Annotated in this window: 16 protein-coding genes and 2 pseudogenes; 4 read left to right on the top strand and 14 right to left on the bottom strand. The window is 56.5% G+C overall.

Annotated elements, in window-relative coordinates:
• Positions 1-111 precede the first annotated feature (111 nt).
• From ACYJRZ_RS29655 to ACYJRZ_RS29645, 3 genes are all read right to left on the bottom strand, one after another.
• The gene (locus ACYJRZ_RS29655; RefSeq protein WP_459464795.1) at positions 112-1,383 is read right to left on the bottom strand and encodes an MFS transporter; all 1,272 of its coding nucleotides are present in this window, start codon (positions 1,381-1,383) and stop codon (positions 112-114) included.
• Between the two features lie 317 nt (positions 1,384-1,700).
• Positions 1,701-2,906 carry a CmpA/NrtA family ABC transporter substrate-binding protein gene (locus ACYJRZ_RS29650; RefSeq protein WP_459464805.1) on the bottom strand — a complete coding sequence of 402 codons (1,206 nt, stop codon included), beginning with the start codon at positions 2,904-2,906 and terminating at the stop codon, positions 1,701-1,703.
• A complete protein-coding gene (locus ACYJRZ_RS29645) occupies positions 2,906-3,547 on the bottom strand; it encodes an ANTAR domain-containing response regulator (RefSeq protein ID WP_113349565.1) in 642 nt (213 codons plus the stop codon). The genes ACYJRZ_RS29650 and ACYJRZ_RS29645 overlap by 1 nt, the downstream gene beginning before the upstream one ends.
• A gap of 721 nt (positions 3,548-4,268) precedes the next feature.
• Between ACYJRZ_RS29645 and ACYJRZ_RS29640 the strand changes: the two genes are divergently transcribed.
• The 3 genes from ACYJRZ_RS29640 to ACYJRZ_RS29630 are packed head-to-tail and all read left to right on the top strand — an operon-like array spanning position 4,269 to position 5,862.
• The gene (locus ACYJRZ_RS29640) at positions 4,269-4,787 is read left to right on the top strand and encodes a DUF4142 domain-containing protein (RefSeq protein ID WP_459464793.1); all 519 of its coding nucleotides are present in this window, start codon (positions 4,269-4,271) and stop codon (positions 4,785-4,787) included.
• Positions 4,788-4,794: 7 nt separating this feature from the next.
• Complete coding sequence (locus ACYJRZ_RS29635; protein ID WP_459464791.1) at positions 4,795-5,118, top strand: cupredoxin domain-containing protein; 324 nt, start codon at positions 4,795-4,797, stop codon at positions 5,116-5,118.
• Positions 5,119-5,154: 36 nt separating this feature from the next.
• The gene (locus ACYJRZ_RS29630) at positions 5,155-5,862 is read left to right on the top strand and encodes an RNA polymerase sigma factor (protein ID WP_459464790.1); all 708 of its coding nucleotides are present in this window, start codon (positions 5,155-5,157) and stop codon (positions 5,860-5,862) included.
• A gap of 214 nt (positions 5,863-6,076) precedes the next feature.
• Here ACYJRZ_RS29630 and ACYJRZ_RS29625 read toward each other — a convergent pair.
• The 11 genes and pseudogenes from ACYJRZ_RS29625 to ACYJRZ_RS29575 all read right to left on the bottom strand — a co-directional run.
• Positions 6,077-7,275, bottom strand: a pseudogene (locus tag ACYJRZ_RS29625) (Tn3 family transposase).
• A gap of 859 nt (positions 7,276-8,134) precedes the next feature.
• Positions 8,135-8,968, bottom strand: coding sequence for a TniQ family protein (locus tag ACYJRZ_RS29620; RefSeq protein WP_459464788.1), 834 nt, complete (start codon positions 8,966-8,968; stop codon positions 8,135-8,137).
• A complete protein-coding gene (locus ACYJRZ_RS29615) occupies positions 8,928-9,809 on the bottom strand; it encodes a TniB family NTP-binding protein (RefSeq protein ID WP_459464786.1) in 882 nt (293 codons plus the stop codon). The genes ACYJRZ_RS29620 and ACYJRZ_RS29615 overlap by 41 nt, the downstream gene beginning before the upstream one ends.
• 1 nt (position 9,810) lies before the next feature.
• On the bottom strand, positions 9,811-11,232 hold the full coding sequence (locus tag ACYJRZ_RS29610) for a transposase (RefSeq protein WP_459464803.1): 1,422 nt from the start codon (positions 11,230-11,232) through the stop codon (positions 9,811-9,813).
• A gap of 541 nt (positions 11,233-11,773) precedes the next feature.
• Positions 11,774-12,604: a hypothetical protein gene (locus ACYJRZ_RS29605; protein WP_459464784.1), complete on the bottom strand. Its 831-nt coding sequence runs from the start codon at positions 12,602-12,604 to the stop codon at positions 11,774-11,776.
• Positions 12,597-13,937, bottom strand: a complete 1,341-nt coding sequence (locus ACYJRZ_RS29600) for a hypothetical protein (RefSeq protein ID WP_459464782.1) — start codon at positions 13,935-13,937, stop codon at positions 12,597-12,599. Before ACYJRZ_RS29600 ends, ACYJRZ_RS29605 begins: the two co-directional genes overlap by 8 nt.
• A gap of 345 nt (positions 13,938-14,282) precedes the next feature.
• The gene (locus ACYJRZ_RS29595; protein ID WP_459464780.1) at positions 14,283-15,788 is read right to left on the bottom strand and encodes a phospholipase D-like domain-containing protein; all 1,506 of its coding nucleotides are present in this window, start codon (positions 15,786-15,788) and stop codon (positions 14,283-14,285) included.
• Positions 15,779-16,837, bottom strand: a complete 1,059-nt coding sequence (locus ACYJRZ_RS29590) for a phospholipase D family protein (RefSeq protein ID WP_459464778.1) — start codon at positions 16,835-16,837, stop codon at positions 15,779-15,781. The genes ACYJRZ_RS29595 and ACYJRZ_RS29590 overlap by 10 nt, the downstream gene beginning before the upstream one ends.
• Positions 16,838-17,051: 214 nt before the next feature.
• Positions 17,052-17,918, bottom strand: coding sequence for a hypothetical protein (locus ACYJRZ_RS29585; protein WP_459464776.1), 867 nt, complete (start codon positions 17,916-17,918; stop codon positions 17,052-17,054).
• A gap of 187 nt (positions 17,919-18,105) precedes the next feature.
• A complete protein-coding gene (locus ACYJRZ_RS29580; protein WP_459464774.1) occupies positions 18,106-18,723 on the bottom strand; it encodes an HD-GYP domain-containing protein in 618 nt (205 codons plus the stop codon).
• Between the two features lie 106 nt (positions 18,724-18,829).
• Positions 18,830-19,069: pseudogene (locus tag ACYJRZ_RS29575) on the bottom strand (hypothetical protein); the annotation flags it as partial.
• A 730-nt stretch (positions 19,070-19,799) separates the two neighbouring features.
• Between ACYJRZ_RS29575 and ACYJRZ_RS29570 the strand changes: the two are divergent.
• Positions 19,800-20,717: a recombinase family protein gene (locus tag ACYJRZ_RS29570; RefSeq protein ID WP_459464772.1), complete on the top strand. Its 918-nt coding sequence runs from the start codon at positions 19,800-19,802 to the stop codon at positions 20,715-20,717.
• The last annotated feature ends 54 nt before the right edge of the window (positions 20,718-20,771 follow it).

The following is a 20,771-nucleotide window of genomic DNA, read 5'->3' as shown; positions in this document are numbered from 1 at the left end:
GACCTGGTAAAGATCAGGCGCCTTTTCCAGAAGATGTTCCAGCATGCGCCCTGGCGCCATGCCGTTGCCGATAATGACGAGTTTCTGGGTCATAGTTCCAAGTCCTTGAGATCAGGCGGCGGTCACGGCGGGCATAGAGAGCCCGCGGCGCTCAAGTCGCCGAATAGAGAGGTGCATCCAGATGAGCGAAATCGCGACGATCGCAAACAACAGCAGGAAACAGCTCGACCAAAGTCCAGTCAGGTCCTCGAGCAAGCCGAAAGCGAAAGGCAGGATGAAGCCTCCAAGACCGCCCATCATGCCGACGATGCCGCCGACAGCGCCGATATTCTCCGGGTAATAGGCAGGGATATGCTTATAGACGGCCGCCTTGCCGAGGCTCATGAAGAAGCCGAGAACGAAGATGACCGCGATGAAGACTGGAGGCGTCACTCCGAAGGCGAAGGCGAAGCCGGATGCAGGCGCAGCCGGCAACGAAAGGACCAGCGTCGCAACCGCCGACACTGCCAGCATGACGTACATGACGCTCCGTGCGCCCTTTTTATCGGAAAGTATCCCTCCGAAAGCCCGGAAAATGCTGCCGGGGATCGAGTAGGCGGCGGCCACCATGCCGGCGACCTCGAGGTTGAAGCCGTAGACGCCGACCAAATAGCGAGGAAGCCAAAGCGACAGGGCAACGAAGCCGCCAAAGGCGAAGAAGTAGTAGAGCGAGAACCGCCAGACCTGCGCATTCTTCAGTGGCGCGAATTCCTGCAGCAGGCTTTTGGACGGGAGCTTACGATCGTGGCGAGCACGGAAAGCCGGATCGTCTGTCGTGGTGAACCAAAAAATGATCGCCATTGCAGCGAGCACCAGCGCCCAGATCTCGGCGACGGCCTGCCATCCCCATGCAATCAGGACGAAGGGAGCCGCAAACTTAGTGACTGCGGCACCGACATTGCCGGCTCCAAAGATACCAAGTGCCGTCCCCTGCTTCTCAGGTGGATAGAACGGCGAGACATAGGCAACGCCAACCGCGAATGAGCCGCCGGCGAGGCCGACTCCAAGACCCGCGATCAACATCTGCGGGTAAGTCGTCGCATAGGATAAAAGAAAAGTTGCCGCTGCCGCGGCCAGCATCGTGACTGTATAGACAAGACGGCCACCGTAACGGCCCGTCCAAATGCCGAGCACGATGCGCACAATCGATCCGGTGAGAACCGGCGTACCGACTAGCAATCCGAACTCGGCTTCGGTAAGGCCGAGATCCTGCTTGATGCGAATGCCAATGATCGCAAAAATCGTCCAGACCGCGAAACAGAGGGTGAAAGCAATTGTGGAGATCCACAATGCTTTGGCTGGCTCGCCTGCGGATATGGATTGCGCTCTCTGGTGAACAGACATGACTTCTCCGAGGCCCGACAAGGTCGTGCCGATCCATAGCTAGAGTTGAAAACAAAAATGCCGCTGGTCAGGGCGCGCGCACATCGTTGTAGCGCGAGGATTCCTGATCAGCGGCTTTGCTGGAGGCGCCCGTCGTTAGACGCCAAGATCGTGGCTCAAGGCCTGCCCATTACGAAGCAAGCACCATGCCAGATTGATTATACCGTTGTTTTTAAACGATTATAAAAAAGAGAGCCCGCAAATGGATTGCTGCAATGGCCAGATCGGCCGCAACAAACCTGTCAATAATTGTGCAATGCGCACAAAATAGGCACACGCTATGACCTCGTCTGCGCGGCGATGTAGGCTTCCACCTCATCGGGATCGAACAGGCTTCCGTCGAAAAAGCCATCGGGACCCAAAGTCAAAGTGCGGCTCGAGCCGACGGGCGTTTCAGCAAGCAGAGCGCCTTCCACCTTTGAGCTGGCCGAGGGCATTGCGACATTCAATGCCGCCAGCGCATTTCGATAGAGATCGGGCCTGTAGGTGCTGCCGGCGATCTGCTGATGGCGATCACTATGTTCGATATGCTTCCATCGAACCATCTGCGTGTAAAACCAGAGGGCATGGCTTTTCCAGGGGAAGGTCGCCGCCTTGGCATGCGGCACGAAGAAGTCCCGTACGGCTCGCGTTTCGCCATCACCGATGGGTAGGATACCGCTCAGCGCCGGCATTAAAAGCTCAACCGGGCGGTCGACATAGGTGGGCTTTGAAAGGAGCCGCGACAGCTCGCCGTGATTTTCGGGGCGGGAGCACCAGAGCGACGCACCGTGGAGGGCCTTGAGCAGGGCGGCCAGGGCTTCAGGGTTTGCCTCAGCCCAGCGCGCATGAACGCCCAGTACTTTTTCGGGACTGGACTTCCAAATCGCCGCCTTGACCGTCACGAGACGACCGCCGCGGTCCAGAACACCGAATGTGTTCCATGGTTCGCCAGCGCAATAGCCATCTATCATCCCGGAGAAAAGCGCGTCGCCCATATCGGGCGGCGGTAAGACCATGATCTCAATATCCCGATCAGGGTCGATGCCATTTGCCGACAGCCAATAGCATAGTTCATAGTTATGACCGGAATAGGGATGCACCACGGCGAAACGAAGCTTGTCGCTGCGACGGCGGATCACTTGTCGCAGCGCGATTCCGCTTTCCCGTGCGTCAAGATCGTTGATGGCACCGTGATCAACCATCTCGCGCCAGAGATTCTTTGACACGGTGACGGCGTTTCCGCCAAGACCAAGCGCCATTGGCACGATCATCTGGAGCCGTGGCGCCATGAGCCCAAGATTGCAAGCGATCGGCAACGGGGCAAGAATGTGAGCCACGTCGAATTGACTGACCGCCAGCCGATCACGAATAGTTGCCCATGAGCGCTCACGAACAAGATTGAGATTAATCGCCTGCTCTTGCGCGAAGCCTTTCTCTTTGGCGACGATAAGAAGTGCGCTGTCCAGGAGCGGAACGAAACCAGCGGTGATTTCATATTTCATCATTCGTCGGCTCCAGGATCGAAGAGGCTGGCGGCGATAACCAGGCTTTGCGCAATTTCCTCGATTTTTCGGTTCTCATTCATCGCCGTCCGCCGTAGTCGAGAATATGCCTCTTCTTCCGACAGCCCGCGCGAACGCATCAGCAGATGCTTGGCACGATCGATGAGCTTGCGACTTTCAAGCTGACTTCGTGCCTCTTCCAGTTCGCGATTGAGTCGCGAAAACGCGTTGAAACGGCTGATCGCCATCTTGAGGATCGGTCGCACCCTCTCTTGCTTGAGGCCGTCAACGACATAGGCGGAAACCCCCGCCTCTACGGCGGCTTCTATGGATGCCTCGTCCGATTTGTCGACGAACATTGCGATCGGCCGCTTAACCGCGCGCGAGATCTGGAAGAAGCTTTCCAGCATGTCGCGATTTGGATTTTCAATATCTATGACAATGACATCGGGATTGATCTCCATGATACGCCTCGCGAGTCCATTCATGTCATGAATGAGCGTAACGTTATCGTAGCCGGCTTCACGCAGGCCTAGTTCGATAATCGATGCCCGAATGCTATTCTCGTCGATGACAAGCACATTGAGTTTGTTGGAAGCAGGCGTACGGTTTGCCACGGACTTATCGCAGGCCTTTGTCATTCAGCCTGTGTGAGGACGCTGCCAGCGGTGATCTAAAAGCAAATATCATGCGCCGTTCCCTTGTTGTAAGCCCTTATGCGCTTCCCTGTGGCTATCGAATGCGAAAACATAACGCAAGAATCAAGCAACCTTTCGACGAATAAATGGGTTCAAGGCCCGACAACCCGGCGCGAGGCAAACAAGGCAGACATTGCACGCTCTTATTCTTGTCCCAGATCTTTTGTTCCTGTCCCAGATATAGAATAGCCGAGCATCAGGCGTTTGACCCCATTACAGGTGTGTGGAGCGTTGACCCCAATGCACCTGAAAACTACTCGGAGCAAACAAAGGTTCGGCCGCACCGACTGGAGTGACGCCTCGACGCCAAAAAGTGGGCAAACGTCAGTGCTCAGTCCCGGTTGACCTGAGGAACTGGCACCTCTGATGCTTGCCAACATTCTGACCCATATTTTCACTCGCTGGCGAGATGTAAATCTGGGTGAAACCGCGACCCGAATGAATACCCATCCTTTGGGCCGATAGATCATCGACTTAACCGCGGGCTCGTTTCCAACCGTGAAGGGGCTTTTCCAAGTGTCTCTCCCTCGTTTAAGGCAACGCCGCGGATGGGCGTCGGGCGATCGAGAAAGATTTTCGGGAACCTTTCGACGGGAACCGCATCCAATGGCTGTTTCGGATGCCAGAGGCGTCTGGAATTTTCTCTGGAAGATAGGAGAGCAACATGTTCAAGGGACTTTTCACGGCAGCGGCGATGGCGGTGTCGCTTACGACTGCATCATACGCCGCCGACAAGCCGACCGATCCGCAGATCGCCCATATCGCCTATACGGCCGGCGAGATCGACATTGCCGCGGCCAAGCAGGCTCTGAAGATGAGCAAGAATGCGGAGGTTCGGGACTTCGCCAAGACCATGGAGCGCGACCACGCCGCCGTGAACCAGCAGGCGCTGGCCCTGCTCAAGAAACTCAAGGTCAAGCCTGAAGACAACGACACCAGCAAATCGCTGACATCCTCCGCCAAGGCGGAACTGGCAAAGCTTTCCAAGCTTCATGGCGCAGCCTTCGACAAGGCCTATGTCGAGAACGAAGTCGCATATCACAAGCAGGTCAACGGTGCGCTGGAGACGCTGCTGATCCCATCGGCCCAAAATGCCGAACTGAAATCGCTGCTGCAGACGGGTCTGACGCTCTTCAAGGAGCACCAGATGCATGCCGAGCACCTTGCATCGATGGTCAAGTAGATCCGCCATGCGCCCTCTCTTCCGCATTCTTGCGGCACTGGCGTTCGTCGGGTTCGCGATTGAAGGTCCCGCGGGCGCGGCGACTGCCAATCGCGAAATCATCATTGCCAATATGCAATTCGGCGCAGTGCCGCCATTGCATGCCGGCGACGTGATCACCTGGCGCAATGATGATATATTCCGCCATACCGCGACCGCGCGGGACAAGAGTTTCGATATCGATCTTCCGCCGAAATCGGAGCGAAGCATCACGGTCAAACAGGCGGGAAAAGTGGATTTCTATTGCCGCTTTCACCCGATGATGACGGGTACGCTTGATATCAAGCCATAGGCCGGGAAGCGGCTGCACAAGTATATTGGAGCGATCATGGTTGGCATTCCCATCACGGCGTCGCGGCACATCGCGGACATGACGTCGCTATCCGATGCCGATCTGGTCGCTCACGCCAAGACGGGCGACGAGATGGCCATACGCGCCCTGGTGCAGCGCCATAATCGCCGCCTGTTTCGGTCAGCCCGCGCCATCGTCCGCAACGACGCGGAGGCGGAAGACGTGGTTCAGGCGACCTATGTGCATGCCTTCATCCATCTCGCTTCGTTCCGCGGCGAGGCGCAGCTTTCAACCTGGCTCACCCGGATCGCACTCAACGAGGCGCTCGGACGCGTTCGACGCAGCCATCCAAGCGTCGGACTGGAGGAAGCCGACATGACGGCAGGATCAGGACGTGGCGAGGTACTGCAATTTCCGACCTCGCTCGCGGTCGCGGACCCCGAAACCGAGTTTTCCCGCAGCGAGACCCGCCGTCTGCTCGAGCGCGCGATCGACGGGCTGCCCGATGAATTCCGCGCGATCTTCGTGCTGCGGGACGTCGAGGGAATGAGCACCGAAGAGGCCGCCTCGCATCTCGGCATCAAATCGGGAACCGCCAAGACGCGGCTGCATCGCGCTCGCAAAATGATGCGGGTTGCCATCGAAAAGCAGCTGCTAGGAGCATTCACGCAATTGTTCCCATTCGACGGAGCGCGATGCCTTGCAATGGCCGACTCCGTCGTGAGACGATTGCGGAACGCTTGATCGAGCATGACTTAATCAAGATAGTATAAGGGAAATAGCGACGCGAGCACTGGCGCGTGCAGTAGCATCCTTAAGCGCTACATTCGTGGACAGTTGCTTTGCAGCAAGCAGCCAGATCACTGCGAAATAGCACCAGTCGCCATCGGCGAGGGAAAACGCGAGTTGCACATATGGCCCCTGAACATTAAAGGGGCACAGATATACGGCAGACAGATCATTGGGCGAACGGGATAGCGCGGAAGCCGTTTTCATCGAGGGCCGGTTTTTCTTCCCAGAGGTAATCACCGGTCAGGTTCACATGCTCCCATGTGAGCGGCGACAGGCTGGATAGCATATGATCCGGGATAGCCTGTCCTGCGTTGCGGAGGGCATCGACGACACGGCCGGTGTAGATCGTGTTCCAGTGAATGATAGCGGTGACGACCAAGTTGAGCGCAGATGCCCGGATGGACAGGTTTTCTTGGCTGCGATCGCGGAAACGGCCGAGACGATGAAGATTGACCGCCCGCACGAGGCTGTTCCGGCTTTCGCCTTTGTTCAATTCAGCCGTCGTGGTCTTGCGTAATTGCTCGTCGTTGATCCAGTCGAGGGTGAAGAGGGTTCGCTCAATCCGGCCCATCTGGCGCAGCGCCTGGGCGAGGCCGCTCTGCCTCGTTGTTACCGAAAGCCGCTTCAGCATGAGTGAGGCGCTGACGGTGCGGGTGCGCAGCGAGGTCATCAGACGCAAGATATCATCCCAATGCGCGCGGATCAGATCGGCGTCGATCCGGTCCCCATGACATTCTGAAGAATTCCATATTGTTTGGCCGGTCCGAAACCATAGAGGCATCGTCCGTCGAGATCCGGAATGCGTGGCACGAAGGCGAAGCCGAGAGCATGGCAGAGGGCGAATACAAGATCGCTGACGCCGCCACCATCGACATGGTGGCGGACAATATTGAGGCCAGCATCGGTTTCCAGCAATGCGTCGAGCACATGAACGGCTTCACTGGCCGTCGCGGCGATGATTTTGGTGTGGAACGGTGCGTAGCGGCCGGAGATTGCAGTATAGAGCTTGATAATCGGGTTGTTTCCATACCTGCCGTTGACACCCCCCGCGACTTCGCCGCCGTCGCCAAGATGGATATGCTGTCCATCCGAGGAAGAAACGGCGTGCGAGCCGAATACGGTTGAAAACGGCACGGAGTGTTGCGCCTCAACCAGTTTGGCGAGCGCCAGCGTGAAGGTCTCCTCCCGGAAATGCCAGATTGCCATCTGCTGTAGCTGGCGGCGTGTTATGCCCGGGCAGGCATGCGCCATTTTCGAGAAGCCGAGGTTCGTGGCTTCGGCGATCAGCGCCGCATAAAATATCCGTAAATCCGACGGTGACCGCCCGGTCTGAAGATGCTCGAACAAGGAACTGAAGCCGGTCATCCGGTCGATATCGGCAACAAGGTCCGTCAATCGGATCGGCGGCATGGTGGCTGCAACACGTCTCGCAAATATGAGCGCGGCCTCGGTCTCCGTGGTCCTGACGGCTGGAACCCGCAGTCCTTTGGCACCGATGCGAGTATCGCCCTGGCTCGTTTCCAGGCGACGTGCGGCCTCCCGCAGTTTCTGATCCAGGGCTTCGGCCTTCTGGGCGAGATAGCTCTCGACATCGACCGGGATCGCAACCGGAATGCGGGCCTCGGCTTTGATGACAGCAAAGGTTTGTTGCGAGATCATGTGCTCGTCGAGCGCGCGGTACGCGCGGGAACCCCTGATCCATATGTCTCCGGCAGCAATCCTGTTCTTCAACTCAACGATGAGAAAGAGTTCCAGCATCTTCCGGTCGATCGCATCATCAGCACCAACGATTTCCCTGCGCCATCGCGCGTTGGCAAGCAAGAGGGCCTTACGAACCCAGGGCTGCTCTGCCGATCTGGAGCCTTTCTTCCAGGCAGCTTCCATCTGCACAATGGCTTCGATGAATTGAGCGTCGCGACGGCTTCCTTCGAAGATGAATGACGCCAGAAACGGGGAGGCAAAACGCCGGATGCGGACATATTGAGCAGGCAAGTAGGTGATCAGGTCGTCCTCGCCGCGGGGTCTTTTGACCGCTTTCACCGACGCTGTTGCTTGAATGAGTTCTTCCCAACTTGTGATAGCGGTTACGGCTTCATCAAGGGAAAGCCCGGATTCGCGTTGGGCGGTGATGGCTTCGCCGAATGTCGCTTTGCCTTTAATTCCGAGATTTTTCGCGTTGCGTGTCGACAGACGCCACTTTTTGCCCATAAATACGAGACGACAATCAGCTTCGCTCGATAGCATTTGATGTAAAGGCGCGACGTCGGTTCTCAATCTGGCGACCGATCTGGTCGACGGTTATGAGCAAGCGGTCGTCCTTTTGATAACTTCGGAGCAAGGCGACCGTAGCGACGTCATCGACACCAGTGGCAAACAACGCTGCTTTGAGTAGCGGGCGCTTCTGGACCACTGCAATCGCGGCAAGACAGAAAAGGCGAATGTCCGGATCGAAGCTCCGCAGTGCCGAAGCAGGATCTCCGCGGACATTCTTTAGTGCCATCGTAAAGGTGACGCTCCGCATTGCCCGTCGGATTTGGCGGATGCTGTTCTGCATTACCGCTTGCTCAAGCAGAACCGACCCAGTCCGCGCGCGCTGAAGCAATTTTTGAGGCAGGACGGCCTTGCCCAACTTGGGTAGCGTCGGCGTGAGCATCGCCCCACAGATTTCACAGTCGAATGCCCAAGCTCGCCGCCAATGCTTGAGTGCGAGGCTGCGCATCGTACAGTTCGGACAGGCTTGGAATGGAAAAAGCGCGGTCAGCGCAGCCTCGGTATCGTTCAATGCCGGAAAGGTCAGGGATTGGACAAGTTCAGGAGTAACCCTCGCGGCCGAAGCGATCTTTTCGGCTGTACCTGCTTCGAGCCCGAAATCGAGAGAAACCGCATACCGATAATCCAGGCCAACGTGCGCCAGAAGGTCGACTAAATCGCAGTAGTTGGCAGTTGCAAGCCTTCTAAGCCAGCCAGAAAGCAACTCGTCTTGGATAGGCATGACAGTTTTTGGCAGAGGGCGCAGTTTAGGGGCCTGCCTGCTCCAGCCGCCGTTGCGCAGGCGCATGACGCGACCAGACGGGAGACCACGTGGCGATCGCGCCATCGGTGATGCATTCTTCGCCCGAGCAGATGGCATCGATGGAAAGATCCTTGACCAAAGAGAAGATGCGCGAGGTTACTCCACCGGACAGCGCCAATATCTGCTTGAGGGATTTAATTTTTAGATTGGATTTCTTCGCGAGTGGCATCGCCGCGATAAGGGTCTGGATCATATCCGAGAATTCGGCGTCGTCACGCCAGTTTGGCAAGTGATGCTCATCGAGACGCCGGGCCAACTGAACGTCGCCGCGGATTGCATCGACTGCCTCGCTAACCCCGAAACAGACCAGCGACGCCTCCAGTTCATTGCTGAGGTAACGCAGGACATTGAGGAAACGGCGTTGTTCGCGATGTGTACCCGCCAATAGATTGTGGACTTCGTCGACCATAATCATCCGCAAACCGAGGTCGCGCAGCAGAGCAATGACACGGACCTCGAGAGCGGCGACACTCTGCGCGCGTATGCCCAACGCCGTGGCTGGTGCACCGACGGCAGCGAGGATGTGCAGGTAGAATCGCCGCTCGTCAGGAGCCGGCGGCGCCTGCAACAGCAGAAGCGGTGTATGGGTTATGCCTGCGATCGCATCATATTCCGGGGCGTACCTGCGCGAGAGATTCCGGGCGATCATCGTCTTGCCGATGCCTGAGGCGCCATGGACGAGAAGACCTGGCATGCGTGTCTGCCTCGGCGCTTCGAGAAGAAACTGCAATCTGTCAAAGACACTTTCCGCGCGAGGAAATCCGATCCAGATGTCCGATTGAATGAGGGCGATGCGACCGTCTTCGCCTGATGCTTCAGCTCTCACCTCACCATCTCTCCACCTTGAACAGCGGCCGCGACGTATCACCCGTGTCTACGGGGCGCAGCCCGTCGGATGATCCATCAGTCTGCTCTGCTCCCTTCAATTGATTTTGGCTTTCGCGGGACCGGCGTTCCGCCTTGGTCCGCACGCGGCTTTCATCCGCGATCTGGCGTTGCTGATAAATCAACTGCGCAAGTACTACCTCATTTGATACTTTCCTGCCCAAAGCACGGCCCTTCTGCATGGCCTCGCGATATTCCCGCAGCGACACCGGCGGGATCTCCAGGTTGCGGTACCGCGCTTCGATACAACGTCCTCCTTCAAGTTCGACCCAGATCGACGAAAGATCGCGGGGATCATACCGCACGATAACTTTCCCATCTTTACGACCAATGTGCCCTGCCAAGACATCCGACCAATAGCGTATACCGAACAGATGGATACCGTCTCGCCTAACCTGGCGCTGTTCGCTTGGCAGGAAGCTCACCTTAAACGCATCCATGTCGAAGGGAATATCGCTCGACATCTGCGCGGCCAAAGCCTCCCATTTGGCGACGGGCGTGCAACCGAGGCTCGAGTGAATGCCGTTGTTGTAGCGGCAGATTTCCAGGGCGAACCAGCTATCGAATTCGCTCAGGGTCATTGCCGCGTTGACTTCGGCTTTATAGCTGCCCTTGGCGGCAACGGACGATTGCGTGGTTCCTGGCAATAGATGGACAGCTCCCATCATCGTGCCAATCAGCCGCTCGATGTGCCCGCCGAAGTGGGGACTCCCTTGAGGCCTGTAGGCAAGCTCAATTCCCCACTCCAAACAGGCGGCCTGAAACGCCTTGGATCGGAAATCACGGCCGTTGTCTACATGGATGCTGCGCGGTTTACCCTGTGCTGGCCAAGGGGCATTGCAGCCGATGTCGGAGAGTAATTCTGCCTTCGGCGTCACCGCCCGGGTAAGGCAAAGTGCCACCGAAAGACGCGAGGGCGCATCGAAGCTGACGTAGTAGCCGTTGACGATCCGCGTTGCGATATCGATCGCAAGAGTCACCCAGGGACGCCCGATTGGTGCGCGTTCAAAACTGTCGACAAGGACGATATCCGCAAGCGTATGGTCGATCTGAACGACATCCAGAGGTAGTTCGGCCCTGTTTTTACCTGTTACCGGCGCAAACCTTTGACGTGCTACCTTTGCGCCCTCTCTTGCCTTCATGACCTCACGCTCATCCATCGCATCAAGACGTCGCTGAATTGTTCGCCGCGTTGGCGCTTGTAGCCCGAGTTCACCACAGGCCATCCTGATCTCCGACACCACCCGCGACAGGCTCGCTCGTTCCCGTCGCAAGTAGTAGCGACGAAGATATTCTTCAATGAGCGTCTCGATCTCGCTAGATATGACCGTTGCGCCTGTACGGCGGCCACGCTTCTTCGGCACCAACGCACTGGTCCGCCCGCCGTCCTCGGCAAGGCGCCGTATCCAACGCCAAACCGTTGCCCTGCTTACGCCCAACTCCCAAACTGCATCATGGATGCCACTCTCCAAACTGCCCTTGCCAGAAAGATAATCCTGAACAAGTGGCCGTAAGACCGCCGCTCTGCGCGCGGTTTCAGCACCGATTATCCCGGTGTGCTCCCCTTCCCTATCCATAGCAGCCAGCCGCCGGTCCCCTGTGAACCCCATCTCAAGTTTAGGGGCAAAATCTCAAATTTAAAGGCAAAATATCAGATTTAGAGACAAAGAAACGCCTTTAATTTCGTTGAAGCTCTCATCTCGCCTTTAAGAGCAAAGCGACATACTTTCCATCAAGGCGAGATTGGTGAACGTCGACCCGAGTTGATAGCAGTAGTGGATCCGAGCGACGTTTGCGTCGCTCTCTTCGTTGACTAGCTGACGAAGCTGTCCAGGTCTGATGGGAGATTCGTCACTCAAGCGGGGCGAACCCCTTTTGAGAATGCGCGTTGACGGCGTCGCATCTTCACTTCCTAGCTCCTGCATTTAGACCATGCGTCGCCGCAGCAATGAGCGGGCCAAATCGGTCCTCGAATTCATCCCAAAGCAAATGATAGAGGTTATCGAGCTGATGCTCGAGCTTGCGGACATGCAAGTTGAAATCGCGCTGCATTCCGACAAGGCCTTCGCGAAATGACAAGTCGACATCGATCTTTCGATCGAACATGTCCTTGCCCCTTATTCCGTGGTATCTGTCGGCGAAGAGAGAGGCAGTCTTGAATGTCTGGTCGTCGTCTGTGAAGCGCCTCTCGATACCATGATGAATTCGCGCATTTCTCTCAATGCGGATTTGCTCTTGTTCATCCATCATGATCTTGAGCTGTTCAACGATAGCAGGGGTGATTCCAGCTTTTGCAATCTTGTCGATAGTGCAGGCTCTGCGTGTCAGCCCCGCCTGACAGACCTGATTGACGAGAAGAAGCGCACAATCGATGACAGACACATAGCGAACCAGGAAGACATCTGTCGAGATGGTCAGCCACTCATAGCGGGTGATCGGCATTTGCTTGAACGACTTGGGCACAGGGTCGAGCCAAAGCATGTCCCCGACGAGGTTCAGAGATTCCATACGGTCGCACAGGTTCCTGACCCATTCACCTGTATCGACCGCGTATTTGCAATCGGGAAAGCGGGCGAGTTCCTCATAGGTATCGAAGTTTAGCGACACGATCCCAAGATCAAAGATCCGTCCAATGAATCCATGATGATCAGAAGCGACAACATGCCTCTTGAGAAACCGGGTTCGCCTGCGCGTTGGCAAGGGAGCGGGCATTGCTTGATCTGGACCGCTACTCATTCAGGCAATGCACCACGAGGTCCGAAAACGTGTCCCAAAGAGCTGTCAAGTGATCGGCGGTCGGCGCAAGATTCGACGAATGCACATATTTGTTGAGCGTATCGACCGAGACGATGGCATCCATATTCCGCGCCTTGCGTACGACCTCGACGTAGCGTTTGGCGATCTTTCCCTGGGCGAGCAAGTTTTCTGCCGCCGCAACCAATTTTTTGACGAGCGGATCGTTTTCCGCCGCCGTGACGAGCCCGGATTTGTCGATGTAATTGTCTACTGAGAGTTCCAGAAGCACCCGGCATAAGACAGCAATCGCGTTTGGGTGCTCATCCAACTTCAATTTGTACTGAAGTTCCTCCCATATCGCTCTTGGGCGCTGAAGCCGACCAGCCCATGCCACGCCATAATCCACATGCGGTATGAGTGTGGTGCGCCGTTGCGGCTTCAAGTCGGTTGGGGCAGACGAGATCGTCGCCGCCCTGTTCAGATTTGGCGCACTGTTCGTAGGGGCGGTCGCCGCCGTGCGCGTGGCCGTTGCTATCAATGCGTCAGCAGCCGTTGGCAGAATACCTTCGTTCTCCAACTCGTCGAGGTATTCAGACTTCCGGTCAACGTCCCAAACGTCGTCGAGTGTCTTGCGGCGGTGAGCCAAATCGTCAGCAATACGCGCCAACGCATTGAGAGCCACACCCTCCGTGCGCGTGAATTCGAAGCGACCTTTGGCCGTTGAAATCCCAACGCGATTCCGGAAAGCTTCAGCGGAAAGCAGCCGATTGAGATTGCTCCTTGGAATGCGGCCATGTTTCGGTAGAAGGCCCGCCGACCTGAGCCTGTCCTCGACTTCGTCTGCGACGTTGAGCTTGCCGCCCTTGCCCGTCCGGTTGATAAAGGTGGCCTTCATACGGTCATCCCAATTGCTTTGGCCGACGCCGCCTTGGCTTCCGGTATGACGCCTGAAAAGAATCTCGTCGATCCGGTCTCTGTCGGATTCGACCCGGCACATTACGCTTGCCGGAAATGCGCCTTGCCATCGAGAGCGAAGCTCTTTGAAGAAGTCCTGAAGCTCTATGCTCGGCGCGCGTTTGGGCGAAGCCAAGAGCTTGAGACAGGTTGTCCGTCTGTTGCCGTCAAAGACAATAAAGTTGTCTCCCTCATCGTAGACCAAGGGCGGCTCGTATATCCCGCCGGTGGAGACTATGTCTTGAGCCAGCTTTCGCATCTGTGCGAGATGATGCGAAAAGAGCCAGCCGATGGCTGTCGCTTCATTGTCGAGTTCGCCATGTCGATCGTTCGCACGATTCACCAGAAGCTTGTTAAGCGGGATTGTTTTATAGTTCATGAGCACCCCTCACCGCATCCCATGATAGTATCATTGAGGACAATATCGCTTGAATCGCAACGGTTTTGTTGCGGTGTTGCTGCAAGCGTTCTGTATAATGCTTCCTGTTGCGTCATTGATCCTTGGCATGTCCGCCTCTTGATATCGGTCCCGCAATGGCGAGAGAAGCAAGGTCAATCCCGGTCGCCCGTTCGGCTCAATCTGAATGGTTGACGAACGGCGCCTCGGCTCCGATCAAGCACAGCCACCAGTCTTTCACGCCAAAATTCCGGCCAGAAGTGAAGAGTTATTTCCTCGACGAACGGCCCTCGGCCTGTCCGCCAGATGAGCTGATCATGCTCGGATCTAATCATCTTCAATCAGCGATGTGGGCTCACTCGGGGGATCCGGATCCTCCGGCCTTTGCAGGGCCGAACAATAGCCGGCACGGTTTACCCGGCTTGCATTTGCAAAGAGTCGAAGCTGACGAACGAACTGACTTGAAATCGGGAGGCTCTTAAGAAGCACGATATTCTCCCGATTATGCTCGAAAGCGTTGATTGAAAAGTTTGCACTTCCGGTGATCACCATCGGGTTCGCACCACCGGCACCGTCGATGATCATCGTCTTTGAGTGGAGCAGACGAAACAGCCTGGACTTTTCAACGCGGGGCTCGCCATTGAGAGCGCTGAGGAAAAATTCGTCCGCCTCCGGACCGAGCTTCGACCGGACAACGTCGGCAAAGGCCGAATAGAAGCGTTCGTCAATGATGCCTCGGACTTCGATCTTCTTGTCGACAGCCTGCTCGTAGATCGCGCGAATGAATTTTTCGTCTTCGAATGCGAAAAATTCGAATTGAACGCTGGAGGACGACTTTTTGATCTCCTCGATCAGCGAAGCGGCAGCCTTCCTGTTCGGAAAAAACATCACCCGCACCGGAAATCCGCAGTTCGTCACCTCGAAATCCAGCGAGCCTGGAGCGGGCTCGGTCAAGCCAGCGTCGATGGATGGCGGCCCGCTTGAGCCGCCCCAAAGCGCGTCGAAATACCTGACGTAACCCTTCGCCATGAGCGGGTTGTCAAAGAAAATCATCTGCTGGCGGTGCCCCAATTCCGCACCTGCCAGAGCGTCAAACTGAGACCCTTCTGCTCCGGACACCGTGAAATTGAATGAGCCGGTCACCCCATTTTCATCGTCAGCAATGATGAACTTGTGGTGCATCCGTGTCGTCGCGGGGGCCCGGAACGTCGGTAGCTGCCCCGTCGGGGTTGCCCGGCGAACGATACCCGGAGCAATGATCGGCGTCTCGACAAGGGTAAACGCAGCGACCTTGTATGAGGTCCTGGCAAGGCCTTCCGGCGCGATCGGCAGACCGGCGCGGATCCTGGCCCCGGTTTCGCGTACAACTGCCTCTATGGGCGACTCCGCCTGAATGAGAATATCGTCTGAGGTTCCATTGATGCCGTCGGTTCCGCGCATCAGGCGCTCGAGATTGATCCGTTGGCCCACGGATCGCCCCAACTGGCCGTTATCGGGGTCCAGTTCAACCTTTTGGAGCACATCCTTTGCATCGGTATAGACCCTGACAGAAACCCCGCGTGCTGCCGCTTTTTTCAAAGCGTCGATGATTACCGGATGGTCGATCTCGTGAGCCGCGACGACCAAGGTCGACCGCGCGGAGTCTATGAGCGCGACAATGCGGCTGACCATCTCGTTGGAATGTGCACCCGGCTGAGGCTCCATCCCGTCGTTCTGGACCAGCTCCAACGAGCAGCCAGCGGTATTGTTGAGCTGCAGCGCAACGGCAACGGATGTAAGTACCAACGCGGCCAGAGATGCTGCAACAAGTGTGAATGCGGATTTCACCGACACGGCTGAACCTCATCCCTTAGGCGCGCCTGCTTCTGCCAGTAATCATCGAATGCCGCAGAATAGACACGTGTCATGTTCTTGTCCGACAGGACGTAGGATGCTTCGAGGTTCTTCGAGAAGGCTGCGCATGTAAAGTTGGCGGACCCTGAGAGAACCGAAGCCCGATCTCCTTGCTTGAAGACCATGAACTTGTGGTGAAACCTGTTCGAAAGCGGGCTAAAGCCGTCGCCATTCGTCTGCATGAACCTGAGCTCCGCACCGGCCTGTTCAAGGTCGGAATACCACTGCCCATCCTTGGGCGGCAATTGTTGGCAGACGTCGTCGTCGGTAACCAGCCGAACCTTCTTTCCCTCAGCAAGCGCGCCCTTCAAGAGGCTCGCCAGACAGGGATTGCCGGCATTGTAGCCTGCGACATCGATCTCCTCCGACTTGCCGGCCTGATAAGCGATGTCCGTCAGCGCCCGATCGACGTCGTACGGCAAAAGATAGAAGCGGGCGGGGTCGGACAGCTCGGCTCTAGCCTTGCGATGAAAAACGCAAAACTCATAGGCCACTCCGACGTCCTGCAGGCTAAATGGCTTGGAGGTGTTCAGATTGCCGATGGCGTCGAACATGCATTGATGCGCCTTGACGATCGCAGAGGTCGCCAAGTCGGTGATGAAATTATAGTTTTCGAAATTTGCACTGTTTGCGTTTTTCGCCACCGTCGAGGCGAATGCGGTCGATATATTGAAATTGTCACTTGTGAAGATGATCGAATACCAAGGCGACCCGGCCTGTCCGATCATGGCAATCTTCGCATGGACCGAGAGATCCTCGTCTTCCGTTCCAGCCTGCTCCGTCGGGATGAAACGCATGTCCGCCCTCATGTCGTCGATCGAAACCTGCTTCTGCAGCGTCTCCTGAACGACCTTCAGGCTATCGACATCGCTAACGATCAGCATTTGTGGGTGTGCAATCTTATAGGCATTGGCAAGCACGGTTCCGAACGGCTCTCGGAGATAGAACGAGATCACGTTGAGCGTGCTAGTCTTCGGATCTGTTAGCAATCCCTCCAGTTTTTGCGCGAGCGGGAGATTGGACTGAAATGTTGCCCTCCAATCATCGATCGACTTGCAGAAGACATCTGCAGGTTTCGCCGAGGTCGCCTGGCATTTTGGCTTGGTAAAAACAACCACCCTCTCTGGAACGGGTTGGGCCAAGCCCGACCCTGGTAGCGACAAGCCCAACCCCAGCAAGAACGCCGACAATTTAAGGGGCATATCAGTAGCCGCAGCCGAATGCGTCGCTGATGGCCCCACCGATGGCCTCGACGACCGCCTCTAAGTCTGAATCCCAGTCGCCGTCGTAATAAATGGAGATATTGATATGCGGATCTGAAAATCCTCCGTCGATATTGATCCCCCAATCCTCACCGATCGGGATATCGATACCGCCGCGCTCAGAACTCAACTCTGCTCCGTCGAGAAACCCGGGAAGATCCATCAACGGCTTGGCGTCGAAAAGCTCGGATGAGAACGGCACCCTAATCAGGGACCGTCCTTGGAATTTTGCCATCGCCGTTCCAGCGCCAAGGACTGTGTAGGTGGGAGCGGCATCCGCCCGGCGCTCCTGCCGGAACTTGAGCGTCGCCTGAAGATCGGCTTCCGGGGCAACGAAAATCTTGGTTTCGATCGGCTGGTTGAGAAAAGCGGCAACGTCGCCGTTGTCTTTTTCAACGGCCAGAAGCAAGTTTCTAAGGGCCACTCCGCCGAGAACGTAAGTCCTGTTCGTTTCCGCAACAAGGCGCAGGATCTTCAGCGCCTCTTCCTTGAACTCTTCGTATTCGATTGCATTTCCGCTCAGTGCAAGTTCGCGGTTGACGGAATCAAGCGTTGTCTGGAACCGGTTCCCGTACATCTGAAAAAACACATAGAAATTATGCAGTACCGTATATTGCATGCGATCGCCTATTCTCGCATGCTGTTCTGCAATTGGACTTATGAAAGAATTAAACCCGTTCCAGAGATCAACAAAATCACCAAAGCTCGTTTGGCTCGCCTTGTTGAACCTGTCTGGTATTTCAGAATTTCGGGGAAGAAGCGTGATCGCACTATTAAGATACTTAGCGGCATCGAGAATCGTGTCCATGTCGTTCCCCTCAACGAAATCGTTGTCCAACTATACTTTAAGAATTCATTGGGGCAAGATGACTTTCAAAAAACACCCTCGTGGGTTGAAAGGCTCACTTTGAGAGCGAGTATTCGCCAAGCTCACGACCGAGGCTTTCGGGATTGACCTCTCCCAGATCTCAGTGAAGCGTGCCGCTGACGACATTTTAGATATGAAGGCAGAATGAAGCGAGCTGTCGAAATGACCATGAGAGGTCATCATGATGTTGTTCGCCTCGGCTTGAGAAAACGCACGCTTGTAGGGCGCTGATCGTCGTCAGCGCCTCGTAAACGTCACAGATTGCGGCGATCCGCGCCACATACGGGATGGATTTCCTCTCCCCCGTCAGGATAGCCGGTGCCATCGTATCTCTCGCGATGATGGCGACAGATGTCGAGCACCTATTGTGGAACCCCGCCAGCCTAGGAAACAATGTCGTAGCTCCTTGCGGATGCTCCCGAACGATCATCATCTCCTCGGCGGTCAGTTTGCTGAACTTTGACAAGATTGCCTCGGGAAGAGCGACTTTCCCAAGATTATGCACCAACCCTTCAAGCCCGAGCAGCCGCACCCTTTCCTCGCGATGTCCGAGAACGCGCCCGAACGCGATCATCAGAGCACTGACGGCAATCGAGTGGAGGAAGGTGACCGCGTCTTTCTCCTTAAGGTTGGCGACCGCGATCAACGCTCCGGCACTTTCCAAGGTAGCAGACATGATCCGTTCGACCGCCATTGCCGCAGCATCATCTGCAAAGCGTCTTTTCAGGCGGGCATCGGTGAGCACCTTGTGACGATGCGGTCCGATTTCCCCGATGGATTGCCTCGCACGTGCAATCGCTGGGGCGGGGAATGTAGCAAGCAGCATCATCTCAAAGTTCGAAGAATGCTCTCGGCGTGCGGATATCGCGGGTGGCATCGTGGAGGACGAGGTCTTCGAGATGGACGAGCTCGCCGTCGATCCACAACGAGGCGCAGGCATCGGCGAAATTTTGGCGTTCGATCCAGCCGGATCCGACCGGCGAACAGGCGATGAGCTCGTCGAGCGGCGTCAGCGCGACACCGGCATCAAAAGCCGGCCGCATCAGTAAGTGGGGCACATTCGGTGGCGCGTGTCGCCGAAAGATGCGCATCAGAATGCTGAAGATACTTCTCGAAGCTAGCGATTGTCGTTTTTTGGTTTTGGCCAGGCCGAGCGGAGCGCCTCAAAAAATTGTCGTAAGACAATAATCCACTCTCCACCTTTCAAAGCTCTTACCATGTCATCCACCGTACCGGGCGGCTTCTCCTCATTCTCTGGGTCTTTTCGATAAAAAAGTAACCCATTAACCATATGAATTAACGCTGTTCTTTTGCGATAGGGTAGCGAAAATGACTGTTGCTTCCGTTGCTTAGACCATGGTTTTCTGAGGTGATAACCATCGATAAGTATCAAGTATCGATAGTGATGGATTTCAGGGCGCAAAGCCGTTATGTCAGTTCTTGAGGATCGGCGGAAAAGCCGCAAATGCAGGCTTTTCCGCGCCTTTTCATTTTAGATCGGTGGAATTTTCCGCTTCATTGAGTGGAAAAAGGCGCGCCGAACCGTTCGGCCGAGCGCCCCTCCCCCGAGCACATCTCGCCAAAGTCTGCACAATATGGCAGCGCAGCGCTCGACCCCTCGCAAAACAGCCAGTTCGGGGCATTTCGGCCGAGGAGGGCCGCTGACGGGTGCGCCGTGGCCTAGATGGGTCGTTGCCTATCTCGGATCGGAAAACGCGCTACATGGCCTCGTATTTTAGTCTTAAAACACGCTTGCAAACCCTCCTTTTCTCACGCATTCCTTATCTGTACAAACGCCGCTAAAGACAGGTCAAAGAATCGATGGCGAAAGCAGCGAAGGTCAGTACCCCTCCCCTCGCCCAAAAACTGATTGGCTATGCCCGTGTTTCGACGGACGATCAGATCAATGACGCCCAGGTCGACGAATTGCGCGCCGCCGGCTGCCACCGAATTCACCAGGAGCACGGATCGGGTGCGTCCCGCGCAAGGCCGGTTCTCACCAAGCTGCTGAAGGATCTCACTGCCGGCGACGTGCTTGTCGTCGTTCGCCTCGACCGCCTGGCCCGATCCGTCAGCCACCTGCTGGATGTCATCGAGGACCTTGAACAACGCGGCGTGCATTTCCGTTCGCTCCGCGACCCGATCGACACATCCACGCCGCAGGGGATGTTTTCCTTGCAGGTGCTCGGCGCCGTGGCCCAGCTCGAACGTGCCCTCATCGCGGAACGTACCAAGTCCGGCATGAGGGCCGCCAAGGCGCGCGGCCGGCTCGCCGGCAATCCCGGGCTTCGCGAGCGCCGGCCGGAAGCGATCAAGGCGGTGTCGAAAGCACGAGAGAAACTCTACCTCGATGAACTCATTTCGTCGGCGCAGACGTGGCTTCCGACCGTGAGGCAACTTCGGCCGCAGCATAGCTGGGACAACGTCGTGCGCGTTCTCAATCGCCGCGGCCATAACTGGACGGTCGAGCGGCTGCGACGCGCCGTTCATCGCATGGTTCGGGAGAAACTGGCGGAAGCAGTGCTGCTGGCTCGCTCTCCTCGCCGCCCTCCCGAAGATCACTTGATGAAGCTCGTCGCCGCGATCGCCATCGCCGATCCCAATCTGTCGTTACGCGAGATCGCCGCGCAACTCGATCAAATGGGCGAACGACCGGCACGGGGTGGCCGGAAATGGCAAGCATCTTCCGTTAGGGCATTATTGGACGAAGCACATCGCTTCGGGCTCATCCGCACTTGATGGACTACACCGTCTTTCGAAAAACTTCGAGCCTCAGAAAGCAACCGATCCGAG

It is taken from the genome of Rhizobium sp. No.120 (assembly GCF_054558365.1).
This window is presented reverse-complemented; position numbering and strand designations above follow the sequence as displayed.